The sequence below is a fragment of the Prosthecobacter sp. genome (genome assembly GCF_014879935.1).
Lineage (GTDB): Bacteria > Verrucomicrobiota > Verrucomicrobiia > Verrucomicrobiales > Verrucomicrobiaceae > Prosthecobacter.
Window position 1 is genome coordinate 1 of sequence record NZ_JACSRD010000188.1, and the last position, 14490, is coordinate 14490.

A 14490-nucleotide genomic window follows, 5' to 3' on the forward strand; every position below is an offset into this window, starting at 1 on the left:
TTGCATAGAATTCTGCCAGGAGGCCAAGCTTGCGGCCATTCATCCGGCGATGGAGGCGGCGGTGAAGGCCAGGCAGGCGGCCGGGATCGTCACGCTGGTGATGGAGAAGGGAAAGATCGTGCATCACGACGCGGCCGGCATGGCGGACATCGCCAAAGGTCGTGCGATGGAAAAGGACGCGCTGTTCTGGATCGCCTCGATGACGAAATCGATCAATGGCACGGCTGTGATGGTGCTGGTGGATGAAGGGAAGCTCGCGCTGGACGAACCCGCCTCGAAATGGCTGCCGGAACTTGGGGCGGTGAAGCTGGCGGATGGCAGCGCCCCGGAAAAAGCCATCACGCTGCGCATGCTGCTGAGCCACACGGCGGGAATCGCCTTTCCGCCGCGCAAACCGACCGATGGAGCGATTTCGCTGAAGGCTTACGTGGCTTCGCTGCTGAAGACGCCGCTCGCCTTCCAGCCCGGCAGTTCCTATGAGTATGGTTTCGGACCCACCGTGGCAGGCCGCATCATCGAGATCGCCTCCGGCATGAAATATGACGCGTTTTTGCAGGCGAAGATCTTCCAGCCGCTCGGCATGAAGGACACGATGTTCAATCCGGACGACGCGCACCGCGCCCGCATCGCCCGCACTTACAAGATGGATGACGAGACGCACGAGCTCGTGCCCGGTTACAATCCCTTCGTCACCAGCGATGCGTCCGTCACGCACATGGTGGAGCCGGCGGGCGGCCTCTTTTCCACCGCAGCCGACATGGGGCGCTTTTACGCCATGATCGCGAATGGCGGCGAGCTGGACGGTGTGCGGGTGCTGAGTGAGAAATCCGTGAGTGACATGACAAAGCCGGTCACCGCCGGTGGAAGCGAGGTCAATTATGCCTGCGGCTGGCAGTGCAACACGACGGAGCGCCGGGTGAACTCGCAGATGCCGGTGGGCAGCTTCGGTCACGGCGGGGCCTTCGCCACGAACGGCTGCATCGATCCGAAGAGCGGGCTCGTGACGGTGTTCCTGGTGCAGAACGTGCTGGTGCCGGACAGCGGAAAGCCGAAGGATGCCTTCCAGCACCTCGTCATGGAGGCGGCCGGGATCGAATTGCAGCCGCCTCCGGCCGCACGGAAGAAGAAGTAGCCCACAGGCGACGCGGACGGCATGGCGAGTGCCTGCGTTCCGACGCAGCCTCGCGAAGCGGTCGTCAAATATCAGGTTGTCCCTGATGCGTCCGTTTTGGTAGGCTTCATTTCATGGTAAATAATTCTGGAATGAGCCGCCGCAGGTTTTTGCTGATGGGTTCCGCCGCCATGGCGGGACTGGCCGTGGCGCAGGAGCCCGCAACGGTGGCCCCGATCGGCGTCCCGCTGAAACTGGAGCCCCTGCCGTTTGAGTTCGATGCCCTTGAGCCGTACCTCGACGCCGCCACCCTGAAGCTGCATCACGGCCGTCATCACGCCGAGGTGGTGCGAAATCTGCAATGCATCCTGGACCGTGCGAACCTCCAGGTGGGCAGCGTCACCTCGCTGATGCCGATGATCCGCAGCGTGGTGCTGCCCTGCGATCCGCGACGCACGGTGGTGAAGATGGGAGGCCCGCCCGAGACGCTGTCCGCGCAGGACCAGAAGGCGCTGCGGCTGTATGGCGGCGCGCATGTGAATCACACCGCGTTCTGGCGTTTCCTCACGCCACCCGGCACCGGCCCGAAAGGACCTGAGGGACGCGTGGCAGCGGCCATCGCACGCGACTTCGGCAGCGTGGATGAGTTCAAGGCAGCCTTTGCCGACGCTGCCGTGAATCACTTCGGTTCCGGATGGGCCTTTCTCGTCTGCCGGCCGGATGGCAGGCTCGTCATCACCACGCTGAAGGGCGAGGACAACCCGCTGATGACGGAGTTTGTGAAACCGGCGAAACAGGGCCGCTTCATCCTCTGTCTGGACCTGTGGGAGCACTCCTACTACGCCCGGTATCAAAACGACCGCAAAAAGTACGTCGATGCGTGGTGGAACGTGGTGAACTGGAACTTCGTGGCCCGCGGCCATGCGCTGGCGACGTCCAAGCTGTCCGCTTGAAGCGGGAACGTGGCCTCAGCGTGAGGGATAGAGCTCCGGCATCAGCAGCGGACGCAGCACCACGGGGGTGAGCTCCCAGGGCAGCGGCTTCCATGGATACTTTTTGTCGGCGGAAATGCGGCCCCACCACAGGCGTCCGCCATGGCGCCAGGGATCGAGCACGATGCCTTCCTCAAACGGCTGGCCCCTGGCGGTGACGATGATGCCATTGTGCTCCCGCACGGTGCCGCGATGCGCGGAGGTGAGGTGCAGGTCCATCGTCTTCGACCGCAGCTTGAACAGATGCGGGAACAGATCGTCCCGCCACTGGTAGCAGAGGCCGCGTTTGCGCAGTCCCACGTTCACCAGGCTGTTGTTGGCCCACGGCAGCACCAGCGGCTTGAAGTCCATCGACATGCGTGCCGACTCCTCGATGGCCGTGGTGGCCAGACGGTCGGCCTCCGGGGCGCTGATGGAAGGACTGAGCTGCTGTAGATCGTGGCTGAGGCGGCGTGCCTTTTCCTGCCGTTCGGCCAGCGTGCCGACATTCACGCAGGAGGCGATGAGGGTGGAAAAGAGAAGGATTGTGAGGCGGGAGACGGCGGACATGGGTCAGGGAAGGGGACCGTGGGCGGCTTCGTGGAGGGCGCGGGCTTGTTCGCGCCATTTTTCGCGGCTGGCGCGGTTCTTGAATGCCAGCAGGTCGCTGAACGCGTTCATTTCGTCATCATTCCACCGGGCGATCTGCCGCCAGGTGCGGATGCCGTGCGCGTGGAGCTGCTCGCTGATGACTTTTTTGATGCCTTTGATCTGCGTGAGGTCGTCATCCGCTCCCAACGTGAGCGTGGCGTTGTGTTCCTCCACGCGTTGGAGCACGGTAGTCTGGTTTTGCAGGCGGGAGACCTCCGCGGAGGCGGTTTGCAGGCGTTTTTCGCTGTCGGCCAGGCTGCGCCGCGCCAGACCAAGGCCAGCCGGATCCCCCGGAGTTGCGGCTTCGAGTTTGCCGACGCGTCGCTGCCAGTCCGCGTGCTCCTGCGTCAGCGCCGCCATGGCGGACTGCCGTGCGGCCAGATCGGTCGTCAGAGCAGTGATTTTTTCCCGCAATGAGGTGACTGGCGCGGGCTTGCGCGGCTTGCTGGCGGTGGTGCGTTTGCGTTTCGGCTTCTCCACTTCGGGAGCCGCTGATGGCGGGGGAGTGACCGTGGCTGGCGTGGTGACGGCAGGCGCAGGCTCCGCTTTGGGCTCCGGGCGTGCGCGGAGCTGCTCCCATTCGATGCGCACAGCCGCCAATTCCTGCGCGAGGCGGTCGCGTTCGTTTTGGGCGGCGGAAAGCTCGGACGAGATACGTTCGCGCTCGCTCTCGGCCTGGGCGAGGTCACTACGGGCGCGGTCGCGTTCGGTGCGCAGGAGATCCTGTGCCTGGATCAGCTTCTGTGACTCGGCTTCGAGTGCCACGCTGGCCTCCCGGGCCTTCGCAGCGTCCTGTTCGCTCCGCAGCACGGCAGACTGGGCGGCTTTCAAAGTTTCGCGCAGGGTCTCCAGTTCCCGGTTTGCCTCTTCGGTTTCGGTGGAGGCGTCGTTGATGATGACTTGCGGCGTCTCTGACGCGGTCAACGCTGCTTCAGGCGCTGCGGCTGGTTTGCGCAGATCACTGCCCCGCCAGCGCCAGCCGAGCCAGCCGAACACCGCCGCGGTGAGCGCGAGCAGCGGGGCCAGGTAGAGCAGCAACCAGAAAGCGGAGGACATCAGGGATTTGAGGCGTGGGATTGGGGGCGGGACATCCAGAGGCGGAGCTGTTCGATGGCTTCGGCGGAGCGTTCCTCCACCAAAGCGGCGGAAACACCGGCTGGAAGCTGTTTGCATCGTGCGAGGCCGCCCGCCTCGATCAAATCTTTCGTGACGGGAATGCTCGTCCAGGAACCGCCGGGGAAGGCGATGGCGAAAACGCCGCCCCCATCGGCCGGCGGCACGCTGCCCACAGTATGGGCGATGCCTGTCGAAGGCCTGCACGCGGCCTGCACGCGCAGATCGTCATGCAGCACGATGACACGCGGCGCGTAGGTCTTCCGCACGGCGGCAACGATGCGGGAACGGGTGGATTCTTCCGCCACCTGGCCGGAGACAATGACCTTCGCATCAAACAGCGCCAGGGTGATGAAGGCGGGCGGCGGCTCCGGCGGCGCGGTGCTGTCATTCGGGGCCTGGAGCCAGTCGGTGAGAGCCTCGCTGTCGTTGAGCAGGTCCGCAGTCTTCAAGCCGCCGGTCAGATTCTCCTTCCAGGATTGCTCCTGGGGCGCGATCTGCCAGTCCACCGCCTTCCAGGCCTCGTCACTGAGGCCGATGAACAAGCTGCGGCCGTTTTTGTCCGCCGTCGGCGGCAGCAGGGCCGTCGTGACGGGGCCGAAGTCGCCCGTGGGCCGTCGCTGCGGACTGACGCGGATTTCATCGAGAACACGACGCGGGGAGAAGGCCTCCAATGCCTCGTCCAGCACCGCGCGTTTCATTTCCAGGCTGCCAACTTCGCCCCGCACGATGACCTGTGAGCCGCGTGCCGCGATGAACAGATGCGCCGCCGGCAGGTGCGCCAGACGCTGCTTCTCCATCTCCGCGGCCTGCTGTTGCTTGAGCTGGTCACGCAGCCCGCGCAGCACGGGAACGACCCGCGTGTTCCATTCCTCCTCGCTAACACCGTGGGCGCGTGCGTCGGCGAAAAGGGCGTCATCACTGCGGTTGAGGGACAATTCCTTCCACGTCTCCCCGATGCGGGCGACATAGGCCTGCGCCATGTCGGGAGGCGTCGGAATGCCGCGCAGGGTGGCGGCCACGTTCGCCGCTTCATCGTGATTTTCGGCATCTGCTGCCAGCACGTCCTCCGCCGTGCCGCCACGGGCGCTCCAGCCGTCCTGCACACTGCGGAAGAGATCGCGGGCCTCGTATTCATTCGCCGCCGTTCCCAGCAGCTTTGCTTGGGGGCCGTTCGCCGCCAGCAGCAGCCAGCCGGCAGGGAAGGGGAGCACCTCGACCGCGTTGTTCACGTCGGCGACTGGATTGAGCCGCAGCCCAAGGCTGGCCGTGAGCGGTGTCGGTGCGCGCACCAGATCGCGCACGGCCGTCTCGACCGCGTGGAGGTCATCAGGCGTCCGCACCTTGCCTGTCAGCACGGCCTGCTGGCCGTCAAAGGCCACCTGCAGGCGGTCGAGCCGCTTTTGGAGCGATGTTTGTCGGGAAAGCGTGTCCTGCGCGGCAGCGGCCAGATCACGTTCCATCCGCGGGATCAAGACGAAGGCACCGAGCGACCACAGAGCGCACAAAACAAGGGACGAGATGATCCAGCGGGCGCGAGTCATGGGGCGGATCACGCTTTTTCCGTCAGCATGCGCACCTCGTCAAAGCTGAGCCGCCGCACCTCGCCACGCTGGCTGGCCTGGATGAAGGTGCTGGAGTTCACGTCCAGTCCTGTGAGCCAGCCCTCACCGTAAACCCAGGTGTCGATGCAGATGCGGCCCGGAAGGATGCGTGGCAGGCCGTCTTTCTGCGCGGTGTGGCCGCAGATGAGCGTCTTCCCGGTGAAGTGCGGGTGGGAATCGTCAAACCGCCGCCAGAACAGCCAGTCGTCACTTTGATCCTCCATCGGCAGCATGGCGTTCGCGTTCGCATGCACGAAGATGTGGGTGTCCGTGGCATGCCAGCGGCGCAGGCGCTTCCTCAAAAAGGCCCAGTGCTCCTCCGGCACGGCATTCCAGTCCGGCTTGTCCATGCAGCCGTAGGACTGCATCGTCTGCCGCCCGCCCACGCCATACCAGGATTCCGTGTCCACGAGGCTGTCACGGGCGTCGAGCATGAGGATCTCGTGATTGCCCAGCAGCGGGACGAGCTGGGTGCGCGTCTCCATTTCCAGCAGCAGGTGCAAAACGCCGCGTGAGTCCGGACCGCGGTCCACGTAGTCACCCAGCGTCACCAGCGTGTCTCCCGGCTGCGGCGCCAGTTCCTTGAGCAGCAGTTCCAGCGCGGTCGAGCAGCCGTGGATGTCGCCGATCACCAGGGTGCGCGCGGGTTTCGTTTCGCGTGGGGTCAGACAAACCCTCGACGTGCGAGTATCGGGGGCGTCGTCGCTGACCAGGATCGGCATGCGCCATACTTGCGCACTGTGCGCAGGACGCAACCAGCGATCATCGTGATGGCGCAATGAAATTGGTCATGCAACATGTGCGCATGCCAAGCAGCCCCACGACGCCCACCCAGCCTTCGTCGCCGAAGAAGGCGCCCTTCTCTGATCTGCCCATCTTCGAGGCCCGTGGCGTGCGGAAAGTCTATCACACGGGCGAGCTGGATGTCGTGGCGCTCCAAGGCGTCGATCTCGACTTCCGCATGGGCGAGCTCGTGGTGCTCCTCGGTGCCTCCGGCAGCGGCAAATCGACGCTGTTGAACATCCTCGGCGGTCTCGACGTGCCCACGTCCGGCTCCCTGCGCTACAAGGGCTGGGATCTGTCTGGTGGCGGCGAACGCACCCTCACCCAGTTCCGTCGCAACTGCGTCGGCTTCGTGTTCCAGTTCTACAACCTCATCCCCAGCCTCACGGCTCGTGAAAACGTCGCCCTCATCACCGACATCGCCCCTGATCCGATGAAGCCGGAGGAGGCGCTGGGTCTCGTGGGCCTGAGCCACCGCCTGGATCACTTCCCCTCGCAGTTGAGCGGCGGGGAGCAGCAGCGCGTCGCCATCGCCCGTGCCATCGCGAAAAAGCCGGAGGTGCTGCTGTGTGATGAACCCACAGGCGCCCTCGATGTGACCACGGGCATCACCGTTTTGGAGGCGGTGGAGCGCATCAATCGCGAGCTCGGCACCCTCACCGTCGTCATCACCCACAACGCCGCCATGGCCGGCATGGCGGACCGCGTCCTGCACCTCTCCGACGGCAACATCGTCAAGGAGCGCCGCAATGATCAGCGCGTGCCGGTGACGAGCCTGGAGTGGTGAAAAGATGACAAAAGAGGGGCAGCGAAAGCCCTTCTGCCGTCGCGTAGTGGGAGTAGCCTCCAAACGCATGCTGCCCCGTCCTTTCCAACACTGTCTGCCCTGCCTCGTGCGGCTCGGCGTGGTGCTGATGGTGTGCCTTTCGCTCGGCATGCATCGTGGTGTGCTGCAAACGGTCGCCTGGGCGCGAATGCTGGCGGATTTCGCCGCAGAACGTCCGCTGCTGGAGGCTGTGGAAATGACTTTCGATGGCGAGCATCCCTGCGAGCTGTGCCGCATGGCCCAGGAAAAAGATCCCGCGTCGTCACCGCTGCCCACGACCGGTGCAAGCCCGGCCAAAAAGCTCCTCGCCGTCGTCTGCGAGGCGTCCGTTCCCCTTTTCTCACCTCCCGGCCGGACGCCACAGCGCTCTGAACCGGCATGCGTGAGCCCGGAACGCCACCATGCGCCGGAGAAGCCGCCGCCACGACGCGGAGAGGCCTGATTCATCGGTTCGATTCTCACACCCTGGCTTCAAAGCGCCCGGCTTCATGTCGTGCCGTGCCTCGCGTGTCCCTCAATCGCCTGCCGCCCGTCTGCGGAGGCACTCACCTCATCTCATTCTCATCATGAAACCCGTTTCACTTTGTCTGCTCATGCTCGCAGGGGCCGCGTTCGGCCAGCCTGCGGCCTCCACTCCGCCCAACACGAAAAAAACCACTCCGAAGAAACCCACCACACTGCCGGAGGTCATCGTCACCGGCACGCGGCTGCCTGAGGGCGCTCCGCTCAGCGCTCAAAGCGTCGATCTCGATGCGGCGAAGGCCAGCGGCACCGATGGTGCCTCCATGCTGGGCAACACGCCAGGTGCGGCCATTTTGCGCAATGGTCCGCAGACCGGCATCGTGCAGCTTCACGGCCTCAGCGGCGACCGTGTGAAGATCTCGGTCGATGGCGCCACGATCACTCCCGCGTGCCCGAACCACATGGACCCGCCGCTGCACTATGCCTCGCGCGGTTCCATGGACACGCTCGCCGTCATGGCTGGCATCACGCCCGTGAGCCTCGGTGGCGACAGCATCGCCGGCACGGTCGTGGTGCGCTCGCCTGATCCGCGTTTTGCCACGGCGGAGGAGCATTCCATCGCCTCCGGGGAGATGGGCAGCCACTTTCGCGGCAGCAATGACGGCTACGGCTTCAGCCTCGGCAGCAGCGCCGCCAGCACCGGCTTCGCCGCCAGCTACCAGGGCTCGTGGGAGCGGGCCAATGACCTGCGCTTCCCCGGCGGCCGCGTGCACGCCAGCGGTTTCGAGACGATGCAGCATCAGGTCCTCGCGGCCATGCGTCTCGGCTCCGGCGTGCTGGTGGTGGACACCAGCTATGTCCAGACCCGTGACTCCGGCACCCCCACGCTGCCCATGGACATGATCGAGGACGATGGCGTCCGCGTAGGCCTGCGCTACACCGTGACGCATGACTTCGGCACCGTCGAGGCCCGCGCCTATGTGCACACGATCGACCACCTGATGAACAACTACACGCTCCGTCGGCTCGCGCCCGGAGCCATGCCGATGGAATCCCCCGCCACCAGCGACGACTTCGGCTACAGCCTCGGCGTCTCATTGCCGCGTGGCGCCCACACCCTGCGCCTCGGCACCGACTTCCACCGGAATGAATTCGACGCCTATCAGCGCAACATGGTCACCGGCGCCATCCAGGACACGCTCCACGAGGCCACCCGCACCCGGTTTGGGGCCTATGCGGAATGGCAGGCCGACTGGTCGAAAAAATGGACGACGCTCCTCGGTGTGCGCAATGACACCGTGTTGAGCGATGCCGCCGCCGTCAGCCGTTTCCCCGGGGCCGCCGCAGCAGATGCCGCCGCCTACAATAACCGCGACCGCAGCTTCACTGACGTCAACTTTGACATCACCGCCAGCACCCGCTTCACCCCGAACGACTGGAGCGCCTACGAGCTCGCTTTTGCACGCAAGAACCGTGCCCCCAGCCTGATCGAGCGCTACCTCTGGACCCCGCTCGGTGCGAACGCCGGCATGGCGGACGGCCGCACTTACCTGGGCAATCCCGACCTCGAATCCGAAACGTCCTACCAGGTCGCCTTCACCGCCGATTACCACGGCGAGAAATGGCAGGTCAAGGCCACGCCTTTCTACAACATCGTCAACGACTACATCCAAGGCGTGCCCATCGCACGCATGGCGGCCGGACTGCCCGTCCTCCAGTATCAAAACGTCAGCCGCGCCGACCTGTACGGCATCGACGGTTCCTTCCGCTACGCCTTCACCGAGGACCTCGGTGTTCGTGGCCAGGTCAGCTACGTGCGTGGCGTGAATCGCAGCAATGATGACAACCTCTACCGCATCGCTCCCTTCCGCGGCAGCTTCGCCATCGACGGCCGCCTTCTGGGCTGGAAAAACACGGTCGAAGTCGTCTTCGCCGCCGAGCAGAACAAAACCTCTGCTTACAACGGCGAACCGGCCACCAGCGGCTATGCCCTGCTGAACTACCGTCTCGGTCGCGACTTCACCAGCGGCCTCGGTTTCGAAGTCGGCGTCGAAAACATCACCAATGAGCGCTACGCCGACCACCTCAGCGGCCTCAACCGCGTCCCCGGCAACGATCTGGCCATCGGCCAGCGCGTCCCAGGCGCCGGCCGCTTCGTTTACGTCCAGTTGAACTACAAGTTCTGAGGCATCAGCACTCACGTTTGCGGCAGCCGGATGGAAACGTCCGGCTGTCCAAGCTTCTCTGACAGAAGACAGCAGAATGGATGACTGCAGAAGGCAAACAGCCACGAAAGCGCCGTGCGCCCTCGTGCTTTGGCTCATCCATCCGTTCCAGCAACCTCACGTCTCAAAACCGCTCCGCACAGCTTCTGCTGTCACCAATTCTGCTGTCAAACCTCCGGCTTGCCCGACCTACTTCCGTTTGAATTTCACGAAATAGTTCTCCTTCAGCAGATCCTTCACCTCACTGACCTTCTCAAAGCCGGCTGCGATGACTTCGGCTTCGAAGACCTCCTGCCCTGCCCGGACGTGGCCCATGATGAAATCGCTTGTCTGACCGGGGATGCGCTTGAAGTCGATGAGGACGAGTTCGCCGCCGGGTTTCAAGGCCTTGTGCAGGGTGGCGAGCGTGGCCTGCGGATACTCGAAGTGGTGATACACATCGCAGATGAAGGCGAGGTCGATGCTAGCCTCGGGCAACTCGACGCTCTTTTCGGTGCAGAGGATGGTTTGCACGTTCGAGGCGCTGGCCTTGCTGGCGCGGGCTTTGATGTGTTCGAGGAAGTTTTTGGCGATTTCGACGGCGAAGACCTTGCCATCGGCTCCGACAGCTTGGGCGAAGTGCAGCGTGAAAAGCCCCGTGCCCGCGCCGATGTCCGCCATGGCCATGCCGGGCTTCAAACCGGCTGCGGCGACGATTTTCTCGCGCTGGTGGAAGATCTCGCGGCTCTCGGTTTCGAACTTTTTGGTCCATTCCTCGACGTTGAGCTTCGGATCGAGGAATTTGTCGTTGATGCCGGGTTTGACGCTCGCGTCTTGAGCGAGGGCGAAGGCAGTGAGCGTGAGGAAAAGGGCGGCGAGGCGTGTTTTCATGGTTTGGATTGAGTTTGGGAAGAGGGACGTTCGATGAGGCCGCCGTCTTCCATTTCGAGGATGCGGTCGAAGACGTCGAGCGTGCGGTGATCGTGCGTGACGACGACGACGCCGGCGTTTTGCTCGCGGGCGACTTTGCCGAAGAGTTCCATCACCTGGCGGCCGCGCTGGCTGTCGAGAGCGGCGGTGGGTTCGTCGGCGAGGATGAGGCCGGGCTTGTTGGCGAGCGCACGGGCCACGGCGACACGCTGCTGCTCGCCGCCGGAGAGTGCGACGGGGAGGTTGTGTGCTCGCGGGCCGACGTCGAGGTAGTCGAGCAGTTCCATGGCGCGGCGTTTGGCCTCGCGTGGGCTGGTGTCGTTCACTTCGAGGGCGATCTGCACATTCTCCAAAGCGGTGAGGAACGGGATGAGGTTCGCTTTTTGAAACACAAAGCCCAGGTGCTGGCGGCGGAAGGCCCGCAGATCGACGAGCGCCTTGGGCCCATCGAGCACGGGCGTGCCGTCGATGGTGATTCGGCCGCTGGTGGGCAGATTGATGAGCGCCATGGCGGTGAGGATGGTGGATTTGCCGCTGCCGCTGGGGCCGAGCATGCCGACGACCTCTCCTCGCGCGATGCTGAGCGAGGCATCGCGCACGGCGACGACCTCGGTGTGGCCGCTGCCATACACTTTGCGCAGGTTTTGGACCTCGACGGCGGGCGTGCTCATGCGGCGAGGACGGTGTTGGGTTCCACGCGCATGGCTTTCCAGATGCCGAGCACGCTGGCGGCGGTGGAGATGCCCGCGACGATGACGGCGAGCGAAAGAAGGTCCGCCGACTCGATGATGACGAGACGCGGGAAATTTGGAAAGGCGAAGCGCCCGAGTCCCCACGCGATGAGATAACCCACCGCGCCCATGAGCAGCGCCTGCTGGAGAATGAGAGCGATGATGACGCCATTGCGTGCGCCGATGAGCTTTAGCAGCGCGATGTCGCGCACCTTGTCGAGCGTGAGCGTGTAGATGATGAGCGCGATGATGATGGTGGAGATGAGGATGAGCAGCACGCGGAAGAGCCCGAGCTGCCGCTTTGCCTTGTCCACCATGCCGGAGAGCAGCAGGTCTTTTTGCTGCTGCGTGGAATAGACGGTGATGTCAGGCCAGTTGCCGAAAGTGGTGCGCACGGCGTCCATGTCCGCGCCGGGAGCGAGCGTGACGAGCACGGCGCTGACCTGCGGCTTGGCAAAGGCGGGAATGCCGCTGGAGAGCCCTGTGGCTCGCTCGACAAATTCCGGCTGCATGCGCCCGAGGTCGCTGGCGGCCACGCGTTCGCGTCGGGCCTCGCGCTCGAGCCGCACGGTCTCGCCAAGCACATCAAATTGGATCGCCATGGCATCGCTGACGGTGAAAAACGCCAACCCATCGCCGCTGGAGCCGACGAGGCCTCGCGTGAGGCCCACGACTTCATAAACGTCCTTTCCCAGTTCGATGCGTTCGCCCAAAGCCATGCCGAGCGAGGCATCGGCGATCATTTCAAAGTGCGCTCGTTCGATGCCGCGACCTGCGATGAGCGGAATCCATCCACCGCGATCCTCCGGCCACGACAGGCCCTCCACCACGATGCGCAGCGGCTTGCCACGATGCTCACGCTGGATGGTGTGCGAGACGAAACGCCGCGCCGACGCCACGCCAGGCACGGCACGGGCCCGATCCTCCAAGCTAGCCGACACACGCGACATCTCCGCGAAGGGACCACGCGTGCCGCCTTGCACGATCCACAGATCCGCACCGATGCGATCCACCAGCAGCGTGGCTTCATAAATGAGTCCGCGATAGATGCCGCTCATGCCCAGCACCACCATCAGCAGCAGCCCGATGCCGAGCGTGGTGAAGATGAAGCGGCCCGCGTTATGCCGGATGTCGCGGACGGCGAGGTTCATGGCTTCACGGTGTCGATTTGGATATAAACCTCCGCCCGCTGGCCCACCGCCCAGTTCACCGGAAGCTGCTCCACACGCACATCGACGAGGAACTCACGCGTTTCGCGGTCCATCTCGCGTCCGAGCCTCGAAACGGTGCCGGGGTAGTTTTTCTGCGGCTCCGAACGGAAGACGACGCGTGCTTTTTGTCCCGGCGCGAGCTTGGGCATCTCCGTTTCATCCACCCAGGCACGAATCCACAACTCATCGAGCGAGATCAGCTCCATCAGCGTCGCTCCGGGTACCAGCATCTCACCGGGCTCGCGATCCCGGCGAATGATGAGCCCGTCATACGGCGCGGTGATTTGGGTAAAGGCGAGCTGCTCCTGGCGATGCAGCATCGTCTTCTCCGCCACGAGCACCAGCCCCTGCGCCTCGGCGATGGCGGCGTTTGAGCGTTTCAGATCCGCCTCAGCAACTTTCAAAGCCTCCGCCGCCTTGTCCGCATCGGTCTGGGAGACAGCGCTCGATGCCAGCAAGCCCTTCAACCGCTTTTCATCCAGCCGCGCCTGCGCGAGCACGGCCTCCGACCGCGCCAAATCCGCCTCCACACGCTGCGCCGTTTGTTTCGCCGCCGCGAAGGAAGCCTGCGCAATCGCCACCTGCTGTCGCAGCTCTGCGTCATCGAGTTTCGCGAGTAGTTGGCCCTTCTTCACCGTGTCACCCTGATCCACCAGCACCTCCGCCAGCCGCTCCTGGATGCGTGCGCTCACCTGTGTCTTCACCCGCGCCTCCAGCGTGCCCGTGCCGAGCACGTCCTCAGCGGCTGAGGCAGCGATCTTGAAAGCCAGGAGAGCGATGAGGAGGTGTTTCATGAGGATGTTTTTTCAAAACGGGCCACCAGCGCGAAAACGACCGCGGCGAGCACGACGAGTCCGGCATACCAGAACCACTCGGGCAGCGTGCTGAGTTCAGGCAGGCGCTTTTTACCGAGATCAGCCACGGGCAGAATGTTCGCGGCAATCCAGTCGTAGCTGAAGGCATAGGCGATGCCGCCGACGATCATGCCAAAGAAGCCTGCGAGCGCATCGAGCTTCCCTGCGCCGATGGCGGCCACGCCGGTGCCGGGGCAGTAACCGTAGATCACCATGCCGATGCCAAAAAGCACCGCGCCGAGCACCACCGCGAGCGTGGTGGCCGGTTTGATGTGCCAGTTGGTCAGCTCCTGGCCATGCAGGATGAAAAGCCCCACGCCACCGACGACGATGGCGGTGAACATGACTTTGAGCACGGTGAAGTCGCGAAACAAAAACTGCTTCACGATGACATTGTAGTCCGTGACGCCGCCGCGATGCAGCAACACGCCAAAGAGGAAGCCGAAGAGCAGACCGGCCCAGAGAAGGTTCGGTCCGGTGATGAAGGCGAGGGTGGTGGGCATGAGCGATCAGGCTTTGGAGTTGCGACGAAAGAGGACGAAGGCTGTGACAATGCCGCTGGCGAACATAACAAGGAAAAAGGTCCAACTGCTCACTGCGAGCTGGAGCGAGCCGCTGATGCCATGACCGCTCGTGCAGCCATCCGCCAAACGTGCGCCGAAGAGGATCACCACGCCGCCGATGAAGGCTGCGATCATGCGCTTCATCACCGAGGAGCCAAATCGCTCGCGCCAGATCTTGGGAACGCTTTCCAGCTTGAAGCTGCCACTCATCACCGCACTCGCCAAGGCTCCGAGGAGCGATCCCAGCACGAACAAGCTGCCGTAATCCCACGCGGGCACCGCCTTCTTGGCCCAGTAAGCATTCGCTGCCACGCCATCAGCACCAATGACAGGCATCGCGCAGGCCCCCGACGCCTGGGCAATGCCGGTGGACATGCCGATCGGCTTGTCCGCGAGGGAAAAGGTCAGGAGGCTGAGCACGCCGATCAGCGCACCAACGAGGTAAGGATTCCAACGGGGGCTTTTCATGAGAAGGG

General features: G+C 64.1%; 15 protein-coding genes. 5 read left to right on the forward strand and 10 right to left on the reverse strand.

Translation table 11 applies throughout. The features are described 5' to 3' along the window. Positions 1 to 1132 (forward strand): serine hydrolase domain-containing protein (locus IAE77_RS20475; protein WP_294230809.1); only part of this gene is annotated, 1132 nt, incomplete at its 5' end. A gap of 170 nt (positions 1133 to 1302) precedes the next feature. After that, on the forward strand, positions 1303 to 2064 hold the full coding sequence (locus tag IAE77_RS20480) for a superoxide dismutase (RefSeq protein ID WP_294230811.1): 762 nt from the start codon (positions 1303 to 1305) through the stop codon (positions 2062 to 2064). Positions 2065 to 2079: 15 nt separating this feature from the next. Here the strand turns inward: IAE77_RS20480 and IAE77_RS20485 are convergent, their stop codons facing one another. The 4 genes from IAE77_RS20485 to IAE77_RS20500 are packed head-to-tail and all read right to left on the reverse strand — an operon-like array spanning position 2080 to position 6172. After that, positions 2080 to 2652 (reverse strand): hypothetical protein, encoded by a 573-nt coding sequence (locus IAE77_RS20485; protein WP_294230813.1) that lies wholly within the window; start codon positions 2650 to 2652, stop codon positions 2080 to 2082. A 3-nt stretch (positions 2653 to 2655) separates the two neighbouring features. Beyond that, positions 2656 to 3789 (reverse strand): hypothetical protein, encoded by a 1134-nt coding sequence (locus tag IAE77_RS20490; protein WP_294230816.1) that lies wholly within the window; start codon positions 3787 to 3789, stop codon positions 2656 to 2658. Beyond that, positions 3789 to 5390, reverse strand: coding sequence for a hypothetical protein (locus IAE77_RS20495; RefSeq protein WP_294230819.1), 1602 nt, complete (start codon positions 5388 to 5390; stop codon positions 3789 to 3791). The genes IAE77_RS20490 and IAE77_RS20495 overlap by 1 nt, the downstream gene beginning before the upstream one ends. An 8-nt stretch (positions 5391 to 5398) precedes the next feature. Further along, positions 5399 to 6172, reverse strand: a complete 774-nt coding sequence (locus tag IAE77_RS20500; protein ID WP_294230822.1) for a metallophosphoesterase — start codon at positions 6170 to 6172, stop codon at positions 5399 to 5401. Positions 6173 to 6255: 83 nt separating this feature from the next. Here IAE77_RS20500 and IAE77_RS20505 point away from each other — a divergent pair, with 83 nt between their 5' ends. The 3 genes from IAE77_RS20505 to IAE77_RS20515 all read left to right on the forward strand — a co-directional run bounded on the left by IAE77_RS20505 (position 6256) and on the right by IAE77_RS20515 (position 9707). Then, positions 6256 to 7020: an ABC transporter ATP-binding protein gene (locus tag IAE77_RS20505; RefSeq protein ID WP_294230826.1), complete on the forward strand. Its 765-nt coding sequence runs from the start codon at positions 6256 to 6258 to the stop codon at positions 7018 to 7020. Positions 7021 to 7087: 67 nt separating this feature from the next. Then, positions 7088 to 7501 (forward strand): hypothetical protein, encoded by a 414-nt coding sequence (locus IAE77_RS20510; protein ID WP_294230830.1) that lies wholly within the window; start codon positions 7088 to 7090, stop codon positions 7499 to 7501. Between the two features lie 124 nt (positions 7502 to 7625). After that, a complete protein-coding gene (locus IAE77_RS20515; protein ID WP_294230833.1) occupies positions 7626 to 9707 on the forward strand; it encodes a TonB-dependent receptor in 2082 nt (693 codons plus the stop codon). A gap of 228 nt (positions 9708 to 9935) precedes the next feature. Here IAE77_RS20515 and IAE77_RS20520 read toward each other — a convergent pair whose 3' ends face one another. The 6 genes from IAE77_RS20520 to IAE77_RS20545 are packed head-to-tail and all read right to left on the reverse strand — an operon-like array spanning position 9936 to position 14482. Beyond that, positions 9936 to 10616 (reverse strand): methyltransferase domain-containing protein, encoded by a 681-nt coding sequence (locus IAE77_RS20520; RefSeq protein WP_294230836.1) that lies wholly within the window; start codon positions 10614 to 10616, stop codon positions 9936 to 9938. After that, positions 10613 to 11326: an ABC transporter ATP-binding protein gene (locus IAE77_RS20525; protein WP_294230839.1), complete on the reverse strand. Its 714-nt coding sequence runs from the start codon at positions 11324 to 11326 to the stop codon at positions 10613 to 10615. The genes IAE77_RS20520 and IAE77_RS20525 overlap by 4 nt, the downstream gene beginning before the upstream one ends. Next, complete coding sequence (locus tag IAE77_RS20530; protein ID WP_294230842.1) at positions 11323 to 12537, reverse strand: ABC transporter permease; 1215 nt, start codon at positions 12535 to 12537, stop codon at positions 11323 to 11325. Before IAE77_RS20530 ends, IAE77_RS20525 begins: the two co-directional genes overlap by 4 nt. Continuing rightward, positions 12534 to 13391: an efflux RND transporter periplasmic adaptor subunit gene (locus IAE77_RS20535; RefSeq protein ID WP_294230845.1), complete on the reverse strand. Its 858-nt coding sequence runs from the start codon at positions 13389 to 13391 to the stop codon at positions 12534 to 12536. Before IAE77_RS20535 ends, IAE77_RS20530 begins: the two co-directional genes overlap by 4 nt. Continuing rightward, positions 13388 to 13954, reverse strand: a complete 567-nt coding sequence (locus IAE77_RS20540; protein ID WP_294230848.1) for a YeeE/YedE thiosulfate transporter family protein — start codon at positions 13952 to 13954, stop codon at positions 13388 to 13390. The genes IAE77_RS20535 and IAE77_RS20540 overlap by 4 nt, the downstream gene beginning before the upstream one ends. Before the next feature lie 6 nt (positions 13955 to 13960). Further along, the gene (locus tag IAE77_RS20545) at positions 13961 to 14482 is read right to left on the reverse strand and encodes a YeeE/YedE thiosulfate transporter family protein (protein ID WP_294230854.1); all 522 of its coding nucleotides are present in this window, start codon (positions 14480 to 14482) and stop codon (positions 13961 to 13963) included. Positions 14483 to 14490: the final 8 nt, after the last annotated feature.

What these genes read in the sequence shown, in the direction of transcription:
- IAE77_RS20480 (WP_294230811.1), top strand. Translation starts at nt 1,303, where the DNA reads ATGGCGGGACTGGCCGTGGCGCAGGAGCCCGCAACGGTGGCCCCGATC.
- IAE77_RS20485 (WP_294230813.1), bottom strand. Translation starts at nt 2,652, where the DNA reads ATGTCCGCCGTCTCCCGCCTCACAATCCTTCTCTTTTCCACCCTCATC.
- IAE77_RS20490 (WP_294230816.1), bottom strand. Translation starts at nt 3,789, where the DNA reads ATGTCCTCCGCTTTCTGGTTGCTGCTCTACCTGGCCCCGCTGCTCGCG.
- IAE77_RS20495 (WP_294230819.1), bottom strand. Translation starts at nt 5,390, where the DNA reads ATGACTCGCGCCCGCTGGATCATCTCGTCCCTTGTTTTGTGCGCTCTG.
- IAE77_RS20500 (WP_294230822.1), bottom strand. Translation starts at nt 6,172, where the DNA reads ATGCCGATCCTGGTCAGCGACGACGCCCCCGATACTCGCACGTCGAGG.
- IAE77_RS20505 (WP_294230826.1), top strand. Translation starts at nt 6,256, where the DNA reads ATGCCAAGCAGCCCCACGACGCCCACCCAGCCTTCGTCGCCGAAGAAG.
- IAE77_RS20510 (WP_294230830.1), top strand. Translation starts at nt 7,088, where the DNA reads ATGCTGCCCCGTCCTTTCCAACACTGTCTGCCCTGCCTCGTGCGGCTC.
- IAE77_RS20515 (WP_294230833.1), top strand. Translation starts at nt 7,626, where the DNA reads ATGAAACCCGTTTCACTTTGTCTGCTCATGCTCGCAGGGGCCGCGTTC.
- IAE77_RS20520 (WP_294230836.1), bottom strand. Translation starts at nt 10,616, where the DNA reads ATGAAAACACGCCTCGCCGCCCTTTTCCTCACGCTCACTGCCTTCGCC.
- IAE77_RS20525 (WP_294230839.1), bottom strand. Translation starts at nt 11,326, where the DNA reads ATGAGCACGCCCGCCGTCGAGGTCCAAAACCTGCGCAAAGTGTATGGC.
- IAE77_RS20530 (WP_294230842.1), bottom strand. Translation starts at nt 12,537, where the DNA reads ATGAACCTCGCCGTCCGCGACATCCGGCATAACGCGGGCCGCTTCATC.
- IAE77_RS20535 (WP_294230845.1), bottom strand. Translation starts at nt 13,391, where the DNA reads ATGAAACACCTCCTCATCGCTCTCCTGGCTTTCAAGATCGCTGCCTCA.
- IAE77_RS20540 (WP_294230848.1), bottom strand. Translation starts at nt 13,954, where the DNA reads ATGCCCACCACCCTCGCCTTCATCACCGGACCGAACCTTCTCTGGGCC.
- IAE77_RS20545 (WP_294230854.1), bottom strand. Translation starts at nt 14,482, where the DNA reads ATGAAAAGCCCCCGTTGGAATCCTTACCTCGTTGGTGCGCTGATCGGC.